Origin of the sequence: Snuella lapsa, from assembly GCF_039539345.1 — a bacterium.
GTDB lineage: Bacteria > Bacteroidota > Bacteroidia > Flavobacteriales > Flavobacteriaceae > Snuella > Snuella lapsa.
In genome coordinates, this window is the sequence record NZ_BAABCY010000076.1 from 25,278 (window position 1) to 45,171 (window position 19,894).

Annotated in this window: 13 protein-coding genes and 1 pseudogene; 4 read left to right on the forward strand and 10 right to left on the reverse strand. The window is 36.5% G+C overall.

Annotated features, from left to right (window positions below; all coding sequences use genetic code 11):
• Positions 1–7: 7 nt before the first annotated feature.
• The 8 genes and pseudogenes from ABD792_RS13705 to ABD792_RS13745 all read right to left on the reverse strand — a co-directional run bounded on the left by ABD792_RS13705 (position 8) and on the right by ABD792_RS13745 (position 14,947).
• On the reverse strand, positions 8–3,175 hold the full coding sequence (locus tag ABD792_RS13705) for a SusC/RagA family TonB-linked outer membrane protein (protein ID WP_345006818.1): 3,168 nt from the start codon (positions 3,173–3,175) through the stop codon (positions 8–10).
• Between the two features lie 214 nt (positions 3,176–3,389).
• Positions 3,390–7,307 (reverse strand): hybrid sensor histidine kinase/response regulator transcription factor, encoded by a 3,918-nt coding sequence (locus ABD792_RS13710; protein WP_345006819.1) that lies wholly within the window; start codon positions 7,305–7,307, stop codon positions 3,390–3,392.
• Between the two features lie 279 nt (positions 7,308–7,586).
• A complete protein-coding gene (locus ABD792_RS13715; protein WP_345006820.1) occupies positions 7,587–8,777 on the reverse strand; it encodes a DUF1501 domain-containing protein in 1,191 nt (396 codons plus the stop codon).
• Between the two features lie 10 nt (positions 8,778–8,787).
• A pseudogene (locus ABD792_RS19215) lies at positions 8,788–10,178 on the reverse strand (DUF1800 domain-containing protein).
• A gap of 134 nt (positions 10,179–10,312) precedes the next feature.
• Positions 10,313–11,209 carry an endonuclease/exonuclease/phosphatase family protein gene (locus tag ABD792_RS13730; RefSeq protein ID WP_345006822.1) on the reverse strand — a complete coding sequence of 299 codons (897 nt, stop codon included), beginning with the start codon at positions 11,207–11,209 and terminating at the stop codon, positions 10,313–10,315.
• 105 nt (positions 11,210–11,314) lie between these two features.
• Complete coding sequence (gene recQ, locus ABD792_RS13735; protein WP_345006823.1) at positions 11,315–13,429, reverse strand: DNA helicase RecQ; 2,115 nt, start codon at positions 13,427–13,429, stop codon at positions 11,315–11,317.
• A 27-nt stretch (positions 13,430–13,456) separates the two neighbouring features.
• A complete protein-coding gene (locus tag ABD792_RS13740) occupies positions 13,457–14,254 on the reverse strand; it encodes a lysophospholipid acyltransferase family protein (protein ID WP_345006824.1) in 798 nt (265 codons plus the stop codon).
• Positions 14,255–14,305: 51 nt separating this feature from the next.
• Positions 14,306–14,947, reverse strand: coding sequence for an NUDIX hydrolase (locus tag ABD792_RS13745; protein ID WP_345006825.1), 642 nt, complete (start codon positions 14,945–14,947; stop codon positions 14,306–14,308).
• 47 nt (positions 14,948–14,994) lie between these two features.
• Here ABD792_RS13745 and ABD792_RS13750 point away from each other — a divergent pair, with 47 nt between their 5' ends.
• Complete coding sequence (locus ABD792_RS13750) at positions 14,995–15,708, forward strand: peptidylprolyl isomerase (protein ID WP_345006826.1); 714 nt, start codon at positions 14,995–14,997, stop codon at positions 15,706–15,708.
• Between the two features lie 249 nt (positions 15,709–15,957).
• Here ABD792_RS13750 and ABD792_RS13755 read toward each other — a convergent pair whose 3' ends face one another.
• The gene (locus ABD792_RS13755; protein ID WP_345006827.1) at positions 15,958–16,575 is read right to left on the reverse strand and encodes a trimeric intracellular cation channel family protein; all 618 of its coding nucleotides are present in this window, start codon (positions 16,573–16,575) and stop codon (positions 15,958–15,960) included.
• Entirely contained in the window at positions 16,575–17,291 is a 717-nt protein-coding gene (locus ABD792_RS13760) for an RDD family protein (protein ID WP_345006828.1), read from the reverse strand. The genes ABD792_RS13755 and ABD792_RS13760 overlap by 1 nt, the downstream gene beginning before the upstream one ends.
• 34 nt (positions 17,292–17,325) lie before the next feature.
• On the opposite strand from ABD792_RS13760, the gene ABD792_RS13765 reads away from it, so the two are divergent.
• The 3 genes from ABD792_RS13765 to ABD792_RS13775 are packed head-to-tail and all read left to right on the forward strand — an operon-like array spanning position 17,326 to position 19,894.
• Positions 17,326–18,312, forward strand: coding sequence for a stage II sporulation protein M (locus ABD792_RS13765; protein ID WP_345006829.1), 987 nt, complete (start codon positions 17,326–17,328; stop codon positions 18,310–18,312).
• Positions 18,296–19,168, forward strand: coding sequence for a hypothetical protein (locus ABD792_RS13770; protein WP_345006830.1), 873 nt, complete (start codon positions 18,296–18,298; stop codon positions 19,166–19,168). Before ABD792_RS13765 ends, ABD792_RS13770 begins: the two co-directional genes overlap by 17 nt.
• Positions 19,169–19,894, forward strand: coding sequence for a DUF4129 domain-containing protein (locus ABD792_RS13775; protein WP_345006831.1), 726 nt, complete (start codon positions 19,169–19,171; stop codon positions 19,892–19,894).

A 19,894-nucleotide genomic window follows, 5' to 3' on the forward strand; every position in this document is an offset into this window, starting at 1 on the left:
TTAATTTTTAAAATGTAACATTTAAACCGACAGTGAATGTTCTTTGGTTAGGAAAGGATCCTGAATCAATTCCAACACGCAACGGGTCGTAAGCAAAACTGTTTACCTCGGGGTCAAAACCGGAGTAATCTGTTAGTAACCATAAATTTTGCCCTGAAACCGTCAACTTCATACTATCTATAAAGCTGATATCTTTAACAGGAATATTATAGCCTAAGGTTACATAGCTTAATCTTAAAAAGCTACCATCTTCTACCATTCTATCATTAAAGTCTGTCGTATAATTAACCCCTAAACCGCCTACGCCCACGTAGGGATAATTACCATTAGGATTGGTAACCGGATCGAATACATCGGTATAAGCAATGGCTTGTACATTTTTCGTTAAATGATTGGCGTAACCTAACTCAAATAAGTTCGCATTGGCAATATTATTTCCGTATACCCCATTAAAGAGAAAGCTTAAAGAAAGGTTCTTGTATTCAAATGAAGAGCCAAAAGCATAAGTAAAATCGGGATTCGGATTTCCAATAATGGTCTTATCGGCATCGGTGATATCGCCATCACCATTCTGATCCACAAAATACACATCACCCACTCTAAGGTCCGTCCCTCCATATTTTAAAGGTTCTCCATTTGGCGTATTAGTCAAATCTGCATCAGATCTAATAATGCCCCTGGTTTCGAGCCCGTAAAAAAGTCCGATTTCTTCACCTTCAATAAAAATATTGGCCGGTTGCTTAAAGTGTGTCCCCCCGGAAACATTGTTCCCCACAAAGGCCACTACATCCCCCAGGGCACCATAGCTTTGTGGCGGTGTGCCAATAGTTACAACCTTACTCTTGTTTAAAGAGATATTTCCAAAAATATTCCATTTGGTATTAGCATTCCTAATGATGTCGCCGCTTAAAGAAACTTCTACCCCTCTATTCTCGATATCTCCCTGATTGGCCGTTATGAAGCTAAAACCAGATGTAGGTCCAACCGGAACGCGTAGCAACAGATCTGAGCTGGTTTTTAAATAAGTATCAACCGTACCTGTTAATCGTTCATTAAAGAATCCGAAATCCAGACCGGCATTGTATTGCACGGCCGACTCCCATACCAAATCGGGATTGGCCAGGTTTTGTGGTACAACAGCGATTAATGATCCGTTACCATCGGCATCAGCCAAGGCCTCTTCTGTTCTTCCAAATGGTGTTAAAAAGCTGTAAGAAGGTATATTTTGATTACCTACCTCACCGTATCCTAATCTAAGTTTTAGATTTGAAATGGTTTTTTGATTCCGTAGGAACGGTTCATTTATTGCCTGCCAGGCAAAAGAAAAGGCCGGAAAATATCCCCACCGGTTACCTTCGGCAAACTTACTACTACCATCTGCTCTAAAGGTTCCTGTAAACAAATATCGGTTGAACAATGTATAATTTAGACGGCCTATGTAAGACAAGATCGTTGGATATTCACTATCAAGGATCAAAGGTGTATTTACTCCTGCAAATGATATACCATCTGCTCGCAATGATTTGTCCGCGAAATCGGAAGCAGAATAGCGTGTCTTTTGTATGCTGGTCTTATCTATAAGATAACCAACGGTAGCATTCACTTTATGATTCTTGTTAAAGGTCTTTCTATACATTAAAGTATTATCAATGTTATAACGGAACCTGTTTAAGGTTCCAATACCAGCAATTCCGTTTGGTGCTGCTCCTTTAAATAGTGCTGTCCCGTACCAAAAACTACGTTCCTTCTTTCTGTAATCTCCTCCAAAACGGAAGCGGTAGGTAAGTGATTTAGATATTTTGTAATCCAGATTCAATGACCCCAGTAATCGTATTTCTGTAGCATCATCGTCATAATCGCTTGCCCATGCCCTTGGTCCATCCAAAAGATCTTCCACATCACCATTATCCAAATTATTATCCGAAAAGTTTAAAATAGGTGCAGCCAACAAGACCTGACGTACCATGCTGGTATTGGTACTTCCGTTTTCATCTGTTCCTTTGGATGAATTCAGTTCTGTATAAGTTGTTGCTATTTTAGTTGTTAAAGTTATGCGGTCTGTAAGATCCTGATTTACATTTAAATTAAAATCAATGGATTTGGCCAAAGCATTAGGAAAGGATCCCTGGTTACTAAGCATCCCTCCGGAGATATAATAATTTCCTTTGTCCCCACCACCGGAGATGGATAATCTATTTCTTTTTGTGATCGGGTTTCTATAAGTATCCTCTCCCCAATGTATACCCTCTATTTGCGTCGGTGTATCACCAGTCGTAAAAATCGTCCCATTAGGATTGATCGTATAACGGGGCTCTTGACCCAAGGTCTCCCTTACATCATTTTGATAGTTGGCATAACTTTCGGTATCCAACACGTCAATATCTCTAACAACACTTCCTGTACTTACGGAACTGGTAAAATTAAATTTAGCTTTACCTGTTTTACCCTTTTTAGTTGTTATGATTATAACGCCATTGGCTGCTCTGGATCCATAGATCGCGGTTGCTGAAGCATCTTTCAACACCTCAACACTTTCAATATCCTGAGGGTTAACCCCGGAAATCCCTCCCTGTTGTGACGCATACCCACTAATTGGATTGTCGGTATCTTCAGTTGCCGTATCCATTATAATACCGTCAACCACATATAAAGGTTCTGAGTTGCCTGTTAAACTACTTGTTCCACGAATTTTTATAGAGACCGATGCTCCTGGTTCCGAGCCATTGGCACTGACCTGCACCCCAGCTGCACGTCCTCTTATAAGGTTTTCTATTCCATTGGATTGCTCTGCTACTTCTGCAGTCGGTTTGATAGAGGTTACAGCGCCTGTTAGGTCCTTTTTATTAACAGATCCGTATCCGATAACCACTACCTCATCCAGGGTCTCCTGATCGGATTCTAAAACGATATTGACCGTGGTTTGATTTGTTATGGTGATCTCTTGGGTCACAAACCCCAAAAAACTAACTTTTAAAACTGCGGGTGTAGCATCCACGTCAATTGTAAAAGTCCCATCAAAATCTGTAACGGCCCCCTTAGTCGTTCCTTTAATAATAATTGAAGCTCCGGGTAATGGCAGATTTTGATCGTCGGTGACCGTCCCCTTTACTGTTTGTTGCGCTAATAGAACAACAGGTGTTAAAAATAGAATTAGTAAAAATTTAATCTGTTTCATGTCAATGCTTAAATTAGTTTTGATTAGTTATTGCTAAGTTATCTAACAACCATTCTCAAGGGGTATCAAAAAACATCACAAAAGGTTCGTTAATCATCAAAACACTCAAAACCAACCAATTAACCAAAGCACCTCCACTATATTTAATGTAAAAATGACACACCATTTTTTACGATCCACAATCCGGAAGTCAAAAACAATACGTTTAATAGGTCTAATTTTGCTTAAGACTATCTAAAAATCCACTGGGGGTCATTTTATAAAACTTCTTAAAAGAGGTACTAAAATATTTGGGGTTTGAAAAACCGGAACGATAGGCTACTTCTTTAATACTGCACTCGCCTTCGATTAAAAGTTTTTTAGCAAATTTTAGTTTGGTATGAATGATAAAATCCTGAGGTGATAGATCGACAAGGTTTTTTAGTTTCATATATAAAGAGGTTCTGCTCATACTGAAACATCCGGACAGGTCGTGCACGGAAAAAGATTCGTTCTCAATATTTTCTATAACCGTATTCTCCAAATTCTCGAGAAATTCCTGATCATTCTTATTTCGAAATAACAAGGCATTATCGGCTTCATTGTCATGAATATATTTTTCACGAAGTTGTTTCTGCCACTTTAACGTATTGATCATTTTAGCCAATAAAAACTTAATATCTATTGGTTTTTCAATGTATTCGGATATGCCGGTTTCAATGCTTTCTAGTTTTTGTGCTGAATTTTGCAATACGGTTAGCATGAATACAGGGATATGGTTAAGATTGATATCTTCCTTTAGCCTCCTGGCCATTTGCATACCATCCATTTCGGGCATAATCAGGTCCGTTAAAATCATATCCGGAAAAACCTGTAATGCCATGTCCAGTCCTTCCTTACCATTACTGGCTTCGAACACCTGAAAATACACACCTAAGGTATTCACCAATACCTCCCGTAATTCGTCATTATCCTCTACTATTAATATCTTACTATCGCTAAATGCATCCAATTCTGAACGATCTTCGTTTTCTACTTCTAATTCCTTAACAGCGCCGTCCTTAGAAAATATTTTTTTATCGTACTCAAACTTTAAGTTTTTTAATACTACTGTAAATGTGGTTCCTTTATTCTCTTCACTTGAAAAACTTATGAAGCCTCCTGTTTTTTCCAAAAGCTTTTTAATCATCATAAGGCCTAAGCCTGTACCCGGACGTTGACTGTTAATAACGTTTCTGGCCCGGTAATAACGTTTAAGTATAAACTTTTGCTGATCTTTTGGAATACCAATACCTTCATCGATAACCTCTATCTTTAGTTCCCTCATATTTGTTTTGGACAAATTGACGGTAATGGTCCCATTATCCAAAGAATATTTAATGGCATTGGAAATTAGGTTTAGAATGATCTTATCCAGACTGTCCTTATCGAAATAAAATGAAGCATCATGCCACTCAATATTTACTACAATTTTTAAGTTTCGCTGTCCGGTTAAAGGCTGAAAATTATGAATACGTTTCTTGATATACCTATCGAGGTTGATCTCGGAAATGTCTATGGATAAGTTATCTTCGGAAGTTACTTTTTGAAAGTTCAGCATCTGTTCAAAAAGCGAATTAATACGCTTAACCGTAGTCTTTATTCTTTTCTTCGAGTCTTCACCGGTCCCTACATTTTCCGTAATATTATCCAGAGACGAAATTAAAATGGTTAAAGGCGTTTTAATTTCATGGGTAATATTATTAAAGAAGTCAATCTGTTCATCCGCATTCTTTTTCTTTACAATAACACTGGTAAAATGCACAATGGCCAATATAATAAACACCAATCCAATAGCATAAAGTACAAAAGCGGTATTGGTAGCCCACCAGGGCGATAATACTGTTATGGCGATATGTCTTTCTTCTCCCGGAATGCCATATTTATTGAAAGCTTTCACTTTAAATGTATAGGTATCCGGATTCAAATTAGTATAAGCGGCATAGTTTGAGAAATCTGGTTCTGACCAATCGCTATCAAATCCTTCTAATTTATAGGCGTATTTAATTTTGGACGCAGCATTATGCTGTATTCCTGTAAAATCAATCTCCACAGAATTTTCACTATGCTTTAAAACAACGGCATCGGTTACATTAATATGTTTTTTTAAGGGACCTTCTCCAGGTTTTACGGATTTATTGAACAATTTAAAAGCATCAAAAACGATCTTAGGCCTGTAATCATCCCCTTTTATAGCATTTGGATTAAACATCGTCACCCCATTAACCCCTCCAAAAGTAAATAAGCTGTCATTAAGTTTTCTGTAACTACCATAATTAAATTCCGTACTGGCCAGACCATCTCCTTTACTGTCAAAAACATTAATTATTGTATCGTTCTTGTTGAATATCACATTCACTAAGCCCTTAGTAGTACTCGCCCAAATGCTGGAGTCGGAAGCCGCTACAATACCTTGTACAATATCTGAGGGCATTCCGGAGTACATGGTTAGTTTCCTAACAGTTTCGTTTTTGGGATTATAGAATACCAAGCCTTCTCCATTAGTAGCAAGTACCAGCTGGTTCGTATTTGTTTCTGAAACAGCATTAACAGTAGAATAGGCCAATGTATTAACTCCCGGTTTTAAGGGATCTATTAGCCCGAATACTTTGGTTTCATGATTAATCTTATAAACACCAAAACGTCCTGAGGCCAATATATCTCCAGCTTCCGTTTCATAAATCGATCTCACATACTGAATGGGGTACGATTCTAAGGTATTCGTATGATTTATTACGGCCAGATTCCCATCAATACCTCCTAACCAAATGTTACCCTTCGAATCCTTATGAATCACATATACTTTTTTAACCAGATCGGCATCCTTGACGAAATCAGGATTAAAATCCACACTTTGCAGCGTATTAATATTTATCTTAAATAACCCATTATTATAAGTTCCCACCCACATAAATGCATTATCCGGCTCGAGTGCCATGACAATATCCTGAATTTCCTCTTTTTGTTTTGATAAATTGGGAATATGAGACCATTTATTGATTTTTCTATGCCATATACTCACTCCCTTTTTCGTTCCAAACCATAAGTTTTTATTAGCATCTTCGGCTATCGCCCTTGTGAAATTGGAAACAATACTATTCTTATCATTAAAGCGATGTTGAATATTAAAAAAAGGTAACCGATTTGAATCAAAGTAGTTGATCCCTCCTCCATAGGTTGCAATCCATAAAATATTTTCTTTTCCCAGTAAAATATCATAAATCCCATTACTTGATAAGGCATTCTGATTGTTAGCATCTTCTTTAAAATGACCAATAACCGAATAAGATCTATCCATCTGATACAAACCACTCCCATCGGTAGCCATATAAATACCTTGAGATTTATTTTTAATAACATCTGTTATAGGATACTGGATCTTGACGTTTAAATGTAAAGGGATAGCTTCTTTCAGATCCGTGTCCAACTTAAATAGCCCACCTGATTTGGTTCCTACAATAACTTCGTTGTCTATACTGGTTATCAAACTTATATTACTCTGATCCTTATCAGTACTGATCTCCTGTAACGTATCCTCATCAGGGCTATGCACAAACAGTCCCTTGTTGGTTCCAAAAATGATCTTATCGTCGTAAGGTTTTACCGCCTGAATATTAGTAACACTTATTACTCTAACCAGCTCTTTTGAAACACCATCTGCCTTACATTTCCATACCCCATTATAGCCTCCTACCCAGATATTGCCTTGGTTATCCTCTGCTATACTACTAATTAAAGAAGGGTTTATGTCTCCATCGCTTTTAACGGATTTGAACACATCGAGGTTGGCATCATACACACATACCCCCTTTTCAAGTCCTATCCAAACCTGCTGCTTTGAATCAACAAATATTTCGGTTGTCCGATTATTGAACAATTCCGGTAAACCGTTGTAAGTATTATAAATTCTATAGAACTTTGAATTGTGCTTTAAGACACCTTCTTCGGAGGCAATCCACAGATTACCAATAGTATCCTGAGCCACTGCATAGGTAATGCTTTGCGTTGACACATTTTCACCTTTTAGTTGCTGAAAAACAACATTAGTCTGTGAAAAAGAGACCTTAAAAATCAGGACGCTAATGAAGCTCCATATAAAAATTCTAGCTTTCAATATTGCTATTATTAATTTGATTTAAGTTAAATTTAATAAAAACAGCATACACTTACCCACTAATTTTAAATTTTCACTTTTGAATTTGAGTAAATGCAGTATGTCTGTCAGTAATAACAAATCCGACAAATAAGTTAAATTACTTTCTTTTCAATTTAATTTGTTATTTGAGCTCCAAAGGGTCATTTACACAAAACTAGGCTGTAATATCGAAGAAAAGGTTTGCTAATAGTTTGTTCTGGGGTAAAAAATCGTCAAATAGGAGAATGGAACAGTATTTTAAATGAATTCTAACCTGCTGAAGGATTTGTTAAGTATGCTTCGGTCGTTAACTTCCAACCACCTATCCAAAATGGTGGCATAAACGGATCTAAAATCAACACTATACTGTAAATCGCCGTTAGTATCCAAATGTAAGAGGTCGGGATCTTCATTATAGAATCCCGGCTTGTTAAGGTGTTTCCCAATAACAAAAACATTATTGGCAGCACCGTGATCGGTGCCAATAGCTGCATTTTGTTTTAATCGGCGACCAAACTCCGAAAAGGTTAAAATTAAAGTGTCCTTAAAAGTATTGCCCTGTTCCAGATCTTTTATGAATACTTCTATACCAGAGCTAAACACATCTAACAACCTGCTTTGCTTATTCAATTGACCGGCATGGGTATCAAAGCCTCCCATAGAAATATAATAGACTTTACTTTCCAAGCCTGAATTAATAAACTCTGCAGTTGTTTTTAACTGATTCCCAAAGGGGTTATTGGGATATTCCTGATGGGTGTTATATGTTTTTGAGGTCTCATAGATATATTTGGCTGAGGATTTAGCCGCAATCATGGTCTTGTACAAATACCCCAGATTATGCTCGCTTAAATGGGTATCTGTTTGAGATGCCAGTATTTTTTCGAAATACGGGGTTCTCGTATTATTATATAAAATAGCTGGGTTCTTAGTGGCTATTCCGTTAAGCTTTTCTCCTTTTAGAATAAATGAAAGGCTATCGTCTATCTCAACACCTCCATAACTATGCTTCGCGTAAAGATCCAAATAGCGTCCCAACCACCCTGTAGAAAGGTATTCATTATGATCGCTTGCAGTTTGCCAAATATCTGTCGACCTAAAATGCGAACGGTTTGGGTTAGGATATCCAACATTATTTATAACCGCAAGAAAGCCTTTATCGTATATTTTTTTTAATGGCAATAGTTTATTATGAAATCCCAAGTCATCAGTGACTTTTATAAGCTGTTGCTTGGGAATCGCTATTTGTGGTCGGTTTTTATAATAGATATCATTGGTGTATGGAATAATGGTATTTAATCCGTCGTTACCTCCTGCCAACTGAATAATAACCAACTTTTTATGCCCCATCGCCATATTTGTTACCGACTCAAAAGCCTTAACAAAACTTGGTACTAAACATAAACTACTTGCCAGTGTGCCATGTTTAATAAAATCACGTCTTTTCATAACTGTACATTTAACAAAGTTGATATTCAGGTATAGACATGAGTTGGATACAATAGTCTCGTTTATCCGTAATTTCCAGACCTGACATGAAGTGCTCCGTATCTTTATCTACTTGAGCTATAATTAAAAGCTCCTTTAATGCCTCAAAAGAAACTTCCTCACATTTGGAATCGAAAACATCCCAGGACTTTGTAGTCTTGATAAATCTCTTTCTATTTGACTTTTCTTTATAAAAGGCTTCAAAATCATCTTCAAACTCTCCTTTTATGTCCATATCAATAATGGCATCATTCAAAAGGATGGAGGCTAATTTGAGTCTTAACATCAATGTATTGGGGTCGATCCAACTCTTATTCCCTTTCCATCCCGCAACATTTGGAGGGTACAGTAATACCTGTCCCATAAGTTTCTGTAAATAGATAAGCTGTCGATTTTGAAGATAGGTAACGGGTACTACTCTTTGGATACCTACCAATAATTCTACAGGAGACTTGATCTTGGATCCGATGTGCTTTTCTTCATAAAACCAATCTCTAGTAAAAAGGTATTCCATAAGGTTCTTAATATCATAGTCCCCATAGAATCTATTGGCCAGCTCCTCAACATGGGATTTATCGATTTCGGGGTTTACAAAATACCTATACAGTTTTTCACAAATAAATCGGGCACATTGTTTTTGCTCTAAAATAATATCTATAATATCATCGCCATTAAAGTTTCCCCGCTTACCAAAAACACTTTCTCTCCATTATCATGCTTAAATGGTCGGAGGAAAAAATCACCATTCAATCTAAACGACCAGCCGGTAAAGGCTCTTGCAGCTTCCTTAATATCCTTTTCTGTATAGTTCCCCACTCCCAGAGTAAACAACTCCATTAACTCACGAGCAAAATTTTCATTAGGACTTTCCTTTACATTCTGCCTGTTATTTAAATATTTACTCATTGAAGCCGATTGCGCTACCTCTTTTACCAAATCCCTAAAGTTTCCAAGGGCATTGTCTCTCAAGAGATTGTTATAGAGCTGCATATGCCATATGTTGTTATCTCTGCAAACAAAGACATTAGCCCAAAACAGCGTCATTTTTTCAGCTAGTAAGGTATTCGTTTTGGTTAGCCTTTGTATCCACGCTACGTTAAAGTCAACTAATTTCTTTCGACTTTTGGATACCAGCCCCTTTATCGATTCAGCTGTTTCTTTCTTTTTAAGCTGACGGTATTCTAAATTCATCAGCGATTCAAACTCAGAAAGATCGATCGTTAACGGCTTGACATTACTACTATGAGCGATCAATTGACTCACTACCTCTTCCTTTGATTTTAAAGATAGGTTTTTCAGGGTTTGAGCATCTGCTCCGAACCCTACTCTTAAATAAAGGTGCTGAATGTGTCTTGCCTCCATCTTTTACAGTTTACCACCGAATTATAGTATAGAGACTTCAAAATGTAATAAAAGTTTAATCTACCCTTAGGATATTAAGGCCCTCAAACTCTACTTGATGCATTATTTTTCTTTTCTTCTAGAATTTTAAAGTATCATGGATTTTCCATTTGGAACGTAGCCATCAATGGATAGTGATCTGAAAGTTTCTCAGGAGCCCCGGAATTAAATACCTCAACCTTTACGCATGACTTTGATAAAATAGGACTTGTAAAAATATAATCGATGCGTTGTTTTTGCTGATCGATTTTCTCCCTACTACGATCGGGACTTACAAGAATAGGCGTAGGGAACGTATATCGTTCATCAATAGATACAAAGTCTTTGGTCACATCTATGGCTGGTAAGGAAATAAAATGTGAGATAACTGCATAGTCGTAAGCTCCTAAACGTAAATTAGAATACTTAGCATCTTTACTATCCTGGTATTGCTCCAATAACGTTTTATTTTGCTTTAATAATGATTCATCAAATGGTGAATGTGCGTTAAAATCACCTAGAATAACATAATTATCGCCACCATGTAATGTTATCCTATCGGCTATGTTATAAGCCTCTTTGAGTCTAAAGTCACTATCGGCTGGGGATAGATGCACCACAAAAAAGTCTGTACCAAAGGTTTCACAATGTAACATGCCATGCCAAAACCCTTCAAGTATACTCTGTTTAAGGGTAATTGGCTGCTTTGAGGTAATCCCAACTGGATATCCCTTCGACTTCAATATTTTCACATACGGATGCCCCCATGTTTTCGCATCGGCCTTAAGTTTTTCTTCATCATATCCACATAACTCCTGTAAGGCCAGTACATCTGGATCTTTTTCATTTATCCAAGCAGTCCATGCCGCTTTTCGTTCCGTATCCTTCCCCCAATCAAATCCATTCCAAATATTATAGGTCATTACTTTTAAGGTCGATACGTCTTTCTGGGAATACCCAAATGACACATTAAAAATTAAAACAAGCAATAAACTATAAAACTTGTGATTCATTAATACAAAGGTGTTATTGATTCATAAAAAGTCCCTGCCAACGAAGTTAGCTATTTATATATAATTTGAACAGAGCTAAACGAAAAAGTTTAACGAATTGGGCATCTATTGTTCTTTATCGATCACCCCTAAAGCCAGACGGATTTTAAAATAATCTACCGATTCATTAAAATATTCGAAATACGGTCGCAAAGCATTAGGTGATCCCAAAGCTATTTTTGCCTTTCTAACGGCTTCTACCTCACTTTTGGAAATAAAATCGAAGATGTTAATAGCTTTACCATCACTGTATAATTTGGATATATGAGAATAGATGGTTTGGGATTTTAATTTTCGTTGGGATGAAATCTCATCGATACTCAATCCCTGCTTATAAAGCTCGTAAGTGACCAAGTGGGTATCTGTTTTTTTAGGCTTCTTTACCTTAGCCCCTATGAAATCTAAAATCTCGGCAATAAATACATCGCCGTACACCTCTAACTTTCGTTGCCCTACTCCATTAATATTTAAAAAGTCTGCTTCACTCATTGGCCGCTCCCGCTCAATTTCCTTGAGGGTTGCATCACTAAACACCAAGTAAGCAGGGATTCCTTCTTCTAAAGCTATATTATAGCGCAACTGACGCAAACGCTCGAACAGGGTATTTACTTTTGTGCGTTTTGGCTGTTTTTCTTTTTCTGCTATTTTCTTGATCTCATTGTAATCCACTGGTTTGGTTAAAGCTACTTTAGCCCCTTCGAACAGGACTTTTTTTGAAAATTCGGTTAACTGCAAGGCATTATGCTTATGAAAAGCAATTTCACAATAGCCTTGGTTTATAAGCTGAATAATGTATTGCTGCCAATCTTTCCAAGCAATATCGCTTCCAATACCAAAAGTCTTTAAATCTGTATAACCTTTTTCCATAACAGCAGCATTATGGGCGCCTCTTAATACGTCAATTACCATCCCTGAAGCTTCAGAACCTTTTAAGCGATAAATAGCCGAGAGTATCTTTTGAGCGATAATGGTACCATCAAAGAACTGTGGCGGGTTTTTACAAACATCACAATTACCACAGTTTGCTTCTAATAGTTCGCCAAAGTAGCCCAACAAAATTTTACGACGACAGGTAGTAGCTTCTGTAAATTGCTGCATGCGTTCCAACTTGGCAATTTGAACCGCTTCATTGGAGGCTCCTCTGGCAAAATTACGCAGTTGGATTACATCGGCGTAACTATGAAACAATAAGGCATTGGCCTTTAAACCATCCCGTCCAGAACGCCCTATTTCCTGATAATAGCCTTCGATGTTCTTGGGTAAATTATAGTGAATTACCCAACGCACATTAGACTTATCGATTCCCATTCCAAACGCAACAGTCGCACATACAATTTGTGTTTTGTCAAAAATAAAATCCTCTTGTACCTTGCTACGCTCTTCGTAATTTAACCCTGCATGGTAAGAAGCGGCATTAACGCCGTTGGTCTTTAACTTTTTTGCTACTTGCTCCGTAGCCTTTCTACTTAAGCAATAAATGATACCAGATTCGTTAGGCCTTTTGTTGATAAATCTTATTATTTGCGTTAACCTGTTATTTGCCGGACGTACTTCCAACTCTATATTCTTTCTATCGAAAGAAGCTATAAACTGCTTGGCCCGTGGTATTTTTAATTGCTGTAGAATATCTTCTCGTGTTGCTTTATCTGCAGTAGCAGTCAAGGCTATTACGGGTGTATTGGGTAAAGAGGCTTTAAGAAACCCCAATTGTTGGTACGATGGTCTAAAATCATGTCCCCAGGAAGAAATACAGTGTGCTTCGTCGATGGCGATGCAGCTAATGTTCTTTTCATTTAAAACATAGTGTACTCCTTGTAAACTTTCTGGTGCTACGTATAGCAACTTTAATTTGCCCGTGGCAACTTGTTCGATAATGTCTTGTTGCGTACCACTGCTTTGACTGCTGTTAAAAAAGGCTGCCGCGATCCCATTTGCTTTTAAACCATCTACCTGATCCTTCATTAAGGCTATAAGAGGAGAAACAACTAAAGTTACCCCTTCTAACAATAAGGATGGTAATTGGTAGCAAATGGATTTACCACCACCAGTCGGCATGACAACCAAACAGTCGTTCTTGTTTACAACCGCTTCTACGATGTCCTGCTGATCGCCACGAAAACTATCGTAACCGAAATATTTTTTTAAGGTAGTTAAGTAGGATTGATGGGGCTTTAGAGTCATAAAACTATTGGTTACCTATTATGCTAACTACCATTCCCTTTTCTTGTTAAGGGCTTCTTGTTCTTCAAGCTCTTTTTGTGAAATAACCTTTAAAAAGGACGGGTGTTGTTCTATGGCAAACTCTATCTTTTTTACGATCTCTTCCGTAGTCTCGTTATCGTAATCAATCTGCAAAGGTTCTTTAATTTCAAAAGATTGCAGGATATTCTTTTTCTTAATTCGCAACCCTTTTTTATCGAACGACCGTCTAAAACCATCAATAACGATAGGTACAACTATCGGCTTATAACGTTTAATAATATGCGCTGTTCCTTTCCTGATTGGTTTAAAAGGAGTTGTGGTTCCTTGTGGAAATGTAATAACCCAACCGTCGTCAAGAGCTTTACCTATATTGGAGATGTCACTCATTCGCACCTGTCTATTAACGTCTTTTCCATCGGATCGCCAAGTGCGCTCAATACTAACAGATCCTACATAAGCCAATATTTTTGGCAACAAACCGGCTTTCATGGTTTCCTTTGCCGCTACATAATAAATATTCAACTTCGGATGCCATAAATACCCAACATTCTTAATAGAATCTACACGACCACTTAAACTCGCATTGAACACATGAAACATGGCCACTACATCTGCGAAATAGGTTTGATGATTGGATATAAAAAGCACATTGGTATCTGGCAAATCTTTTATTATTTCCGAGCCATCAATTTGCAATTCATTAAATCCTCTAAAACGCTGATGCGTAAGTCCTCCTAAAATTCTGATCAGCCATTTTTTAATGAATAGTATATGCCCAAATGGATTTCTCTTAAATAATCCCATAAATCTCGCCGCTGTTTGGTTAGTTCCACAAATGTAATAAATATGAAAAATCTAGAAGGCTTGTTTTAACAAGTCTTTAATTTCACTTAGTATCATTGCTGTCGCCCCCCAAACCACATGTCCATTTAAATGAAATGCAGGCACCTCTACATCAACACTATACGAAGTTTTTACACGTTTGGTAATTAAGCGTTCGTGCTCCAAAAAATGTTCTAATGGTATTTCTAAAACCGCTTCTACTTCGTCCTCTTGTCTAAAAAATCGGGGGACATCCTTTAAGATGCCCATAAATGGATATACAAAAAAATTACTTGGAGGGATATAAACTTCTGTAAGCTCCTTAATTACCATAATTTGATTTTCTGGAACACCTACTTCTTCATACGTTTCCCTAACTGCTGTTGCCTGTATAGAAATATCCTGTTCCTCCAATTTTCCTCCCGGAAAACCAATTTGGGCAGAATGAACGCCTTCATAAGTTTTACGAAGTATCAGAACAAATCTGGTTTGTTTATTAGAATCGGGATAAAACAACGCTAAAACACCTGCTCTCCTTGCTTTATGAGTCTCCTTTTGATGATGTTTAAGCAGCTCTCTTCGAAACGGAGGAACCATTTTATAGTGTGATACTTCGCCGGGAAGCTGTATATTTTTTATTTTTGGTAACGATTTTAAAAATTCATTGAAGTCCATATTTGTGAGTACTCTTTATGGCTTTTAATCATTAAACTATTGAATTAATGCAACTCAAATACATTTTTTTCCTTTGTATACTGTTTTTAAACTGTGAAGATAAACAATCCAATAAAAAGAAAAACCTAAAATCTAAAACACCAACAAAAACAACAGTTGTAAAAAAAGAGCCTATTCATGACTCTATTACTGAGCCAAACAGGGAGTTTCCGCGCCTTGACTCTAAAAATGCCATGGAGTTCTTTTTGGAATATGAAAAACACAATAAAGAAAACAAAGTACGCCTTACCACCGATTTTGGTATTATAGAAATACTTTTATTTAACGAAACAAAGTTTCACCGTGCCAATTTTATCTTTTTAACAAAGCAAAAGTACTTTAACGGCACACAGTTTTACAGGGTTATTAACAACTTTGTTGTTCAGGCTGGTAATGGCGACGATAAAAAGACTTCGGTTAAACGCACGCATATTGGAAAATACTTACTCCCAACAGATACTAACAGAGGGTTTAAACACGATCGAGGCGTTCTTTCGATGCCTAGTAGTGAAATTGATAATCCCCATAAATTGGCATCGCCTTATGAGTTTTTTATTGTACAACAAAAAGGCGGCGCACACTTTTTAGATGGCGACTACACTATTTTTGGGAAAGTAACCAGAGGCATGGACGTGGTTGATAAGATAGCTGCTGTTAAAACAGACGATGCCGACTGGCCCTTAAAGAATGTCTATATAAAAACTGTTGAGATCATAGAATAGGGATTTCTTCAAACGATCTATTTCTTATAAAAATCACTCCCTTGCATTAAAGTGTCATAGATTGGGCGCAAATTGAAAGTTTGCTTTACCACGAATACACAAATAGTTTTCTAATTCAGACCGCTTTGATTGATGTATTCATGACGCATATAAAATTCTTAGAAACTAAGGCAAGAGTTTGGAAGCACTAAATGAGAATTCTCATAGTAAAAAATTTAATAGCTCTTATATCAAATAAATTCTCAATCCCTACTTACGCCCTATCTCTCTATATATATTGGGCAAGGCTATTTTAAACCTAACAGCCAACAACCTTATTATGATCGTTACCAATCCTGAAATCACAAAAACCACATTTTGCTCTATCGGTAATGCTCCAAGCAAGAAATAAGAAGCGCCTCCAAGTATACAGGCCGTTGCGTAAATGGTTTCCCTTCTAAAAATGACGGGGATTTCATTACATAAAATATCACGTATAACACCTCCAAAACTGGCAGTCATAGTTCCCAGTGCGATACAGATTAAAGGATGCAACCCCACACTAACTCCTTTCTCCACACCTATTAAGGTATACAGCCCAATTCCAATCGTATCAAATAAGAGCAAAGACGTTCGTAAATAATCCAGCTTACTTCTAAAAAGAATAGCAAAAACAGCCGACACGATTATCACGTAGGTATATGTGATATCCTTCATCCAGCTAACCGGTGTATTACCAATAAGTAAATCCCGCAGGGTACCACCTCCTACCGATGTAACAAAGGCAATAATTAAAATTCCGAATAAATCCATTCTTTTGTCAAATGCTACCAACACACCTGAAATAGCAAAAGCAATGGTTCCTAAAATATCAATCGTATATAGCATTACATGTGTTGGGTATAGTAATTGTAGTCTTTAATTACTGTGTTAACAAAATCTATTGGCTTTTCTTGGGTTTCAATCTGCATAACCTCCAAAAGTCTTTTGTGTAAAGATAGTATAATATGGTGCTGACCTTTAAATACTGCTGTTCTGTATAAGGATTTTACGGTTTGCATTTCAGAATCCTTTAACAAGGTTACTTGACTATAGGTTGGGGTATAATCAATTGGGATTTCCTTTAAAATAGTATCGTTAATAGTTAGTCTTTTCTTTTCGGTTATTACCGAAGTACCTGCTGCCATATCTCCAACACGCTGCCCATTGCCCCTAATTAAAATTGTTAGTACAGCAACTCCTCCACTGGTTAAGGTTACATCTACAATACGCATAATCCATCTTACAAAATAACTTGCAAACGAGGGTTTTGATCCGTCGAGTTTTACAACCCTTAACTGCATTAGCTTTTTTCCAATAGTCTGTCCGTTAAAAAAGGTTTCCAACAAAACATAATATAAAAAACCTGGCAACGACACTAACAAATAAATAGCCCATGCATCCCGCATGTCCAGATCCATAAATATTAACAGCATAATAATTCCTATCCAATAAGCATAAATAACAAAGCTATCTATAATGTATGCCAATATCCTATCACCAAGACTTGCTATGTTTTGATGAATGCTTACATTTTGCGCTGTTTCTATTTGAAATTCTTTCATATTTTCTTTTCTTTGAAAGCAAATACTACTCTGGATGCGTGAGGCAGCTTTCGTGAAACAAAATAAAGACAAATGGTTAATATTTGAAAATGTTCTTTCAAATAAAACACAGGTTACTCCTGACGAATTATCTAGTTTATATATAGAAATAACCGATCATTTAAGCTATGCCAAAACCTTTTACCCTAACAGTAATACCCAGGTTTACCTAAACCAACTGGCATCGCAAGCACATCAAAGTATATATAAGACCCAAAAAGAATCAAAAAACAGAATACTATCGTTTTTTAAGTTTGAGTTTCCCAACATGTTTTACCACCATCATAGGGAATTGCTTATTGCCTTCTTAGTTTTCTCTCTTTTTGTAATTGTAGGTGTGTTTTCGGCAGCAAACGAAGGCGATTTTGTACGCTCTTTTTTAGGAGATGGTTATGTAAATATGACACTTGAAAACATTAAAAAGGGAGATCCTATGGCTGTTTATAAAGAACAAGGAGCCTTTAATATGTTTTTGGGTATAACCCTTAACAATATAAAAGTGGCTCTAATGGCCTTTGCTTATGGTATATTACTGGGAGTTGGTTCACTGTACATTATGCTTCAAAATGGCATTATGCTAGGTAGTTTCCAGTATTTTTTCTTTGAAAAAGGTTTGCTTTGGGAATCGGCCCGAACCATTTGGATCCATGGAACCATTGAAATATCGGTTATCATTATTGCTGGATGCGCAGGGTTAGTGCTTGGTAACGGTTTGTTGTTTACGGGTACGTATACGCGAATGGAAGCGTTTAAGCGCGGTGTAAAAAATGGGTTAAAAATTTTAATGAGTACCATTCCCTTTTTTATAATCGCTGGTTTTTTAGAAGGCTTTGTTACAAGACATACCGAAATGCCCGATTGGCTGGCTATTTTCATTATAGTTGGCTCGTTGGTATTAATTCTGTTTTATTACGTAATCTATCCAATTCAACTACATAAAAGAAAAACACTTAACACCCCAACAGATGAAATCATTTATTGAATTTAAAAAACAACGTGAACTAGCTGATATTATTACCGATACATTTGGTTTTATTAGAGTGGAGCTGAAACCTTTTTTAAAAACAGTTTTAAAAATATCTGGTCCCTATCTTGCTATTTTTTTACTGGCTATGGCCGCTTACACCTATACTGTTGGCGATATATTTAACTTAAGTAATTTTAACGGCCAAACCAATAACCTTCTACTGCTCTTTTTTGTTATCATATTGTTTATAGTTTCAGCTATGTTGGCATATACGTTTGCGACTTCGGCTGTGTTACATTATATTGAATCTTATATTAACAATAATGGTAATGTTAATAAAGAAGAGGTAAAGCACAATACAAATGATACTATCTGGAGTTTTCTTGGATTAAATGTTTTAAAATGGTTAACATTGATAGGTTCTGCTTTCATTTGCATCTTTCCTATCTTTTATTTTATGGTACCCATGACCGTGGTTTTATGCCTGTTTGTCTTTGAAAAAAAGGACATTGGCAGCTCTTTTAGCGATAGCTTTAAGCTCATAAAAGATGAATTCTGGATAACTTTTGCGACAATTTTTGTCTTAGGATTAATTGTTATGGTTGCTGGTTACGCCTTTAGTTTACCTGCGAGTATTTACAGTTTTATAAAACTTGGCGTGTTTTCTGGAGAAATGGATCCTACTACAATGACCTCCTCTTTTGTAGACCCCGTTTTAATTCTTTTAAACATGATTAGCTATTTATTTCAGTTTATATTAAACTTTATTTCGGTTGTAGGAGCAGCTTTTATTTATTTCAATCTAAACGAACGGAAAAACTTTACGGGCACCTTGGAGCGCATACAATCTATTGGAAAATCTGAAGACTAAATGCGCAACTTTTATTTTCTTTTAGTCTTTTTTGTTTTTAGCGTTTGTAGCTTTGCGCAACAGGATTCTCTTGCTTTAAAATATGATGATTCAAATTTAAAAGTACAGGAAATAAGTACAAAAGACCTAGAGGATTATAAAAGTAAAAAGGCCTTTAACTATACCGAAACTGAAAACAGAGGGGCTGTACTCGATAAATTATATAATTGGTTATATAATATGCTTCTTAAGATACTGGAAGCCATTTTTGGTGTTGGACCTGCTACAGGTATTGCTAAATTCATCCTTAAACTTATACCTTACTTATTATTGGGCATACTTATTTTTATTCTTATCAAATTCTTTTTAAAAGTTAATTATAAGAGAATCGTACATAATACCCCAAAAAAGGCAAACATTCAATTTACGGAAGAAGAAATCATCATAAAGCATAACAACATACAAACACTTATAGACCAAGCAATAGCACAAAACAACTATCGCCTGGCCATTCGCTATTTATATTTACTGGCTTTAAAACACCTTGACGAAAGTGAACGAATATCTTGGGAACAACAAAAAACCAACGAAGACTACATAAAAGAAATAAAAGCGCCCATTGTTAAAGATCATTTCATAACTGTTACACGTATATATGATTATGTGTGGTATGGAGAATTTAATGTTGATGCCTTAAAGTTTGGCACACTACAACCTGCATTCACCAACCTAATTAAATCCATTTAA

Bases quoted from the DNA above. Each gene is read 5' to 3' on its own strand.
- ABD792_RS13705 (WP_345006818.1), bottom strand. From the start codon at position 3,175: ATGAAACAGATTAAATTTTTACTAATTCTATTTTTAACACCTGTTGTT.
- ABD792_RS13715 (WP_345006820.1), bottom strand. From the start codon at position 8,777: ATGAAAAGACGTGATTTTATTAAACATGGCACACTGGCAAGTAGTTTA.
- ABD792_RS13730 (WP_345006822.1), bottom strand. From the start codon at position 11,209: ATGAATCACAAGTTTTATAGTTTATTGCTTGTTTTAATTTTTAATGTG.
- recQ (WP_345006823.1), bottom strand. From the start codon at position 13,429: ATGACTCTAAAGCCCCATCAATCCTACTTAACTACCTTAAAAAAATAT.
- ABD792_RS13740 (WP_345006824.1), bottom strand. From the start codon at position 14,254: ATGGGATTATTTAAGAGAAATCCATTTGGGCATATACTATTCATTAAA.
- ABD792_RS13745 (WP_345006825.1), bottom strand. From the start codon at position 14,947: ATGGACTTCAATGAATTTTTAAAATCGTTACCAAAAATAAAAAATATA.
- ABD792_RS13750 (WP_345006826.1), top strand. From the start codon at position 14,995: ATGCAACTCAAATACATTTTTTTCCTTTGTATACTGTTTTTAAACTGT.
- ABD792_RS13755 (WP_345006827.1), bottom strand. From the start codon at position 16,575: ATGCTATATACGATTGATATTTTAGGAACCATTGCTTTTGCTATTTCA.
- ABD792_RS13760 (WP_345006828.1), bottom strand. From the start codon at position 17,291: ATGAAAGAATTTCAAATAGAAACAGCGCAAAATGTAAGCATTCATCAA.
- ABD792_RS13765 (WP_345006829.1), top strand. From the start codon at position 17,326: ATGCGTGAGGCAGCTTTCGTGAAACAAAATAAAGACAAATGGTTAATA.
- ABD792_RS13770 (WP_345006830.1), top strand. From the start codon at position 18,296: ATGAAATCATTTATTGAATTTAAAAAACAACGTGAACTAGCTGATATT.
- ABD792_RS13775 (WP_345006831.1), top strand. From the start codon at position 19,169: ATGCGCAACTTTTATTTTCTTTTAGTCTTTTTTGTTTTTAGCGTTTGT.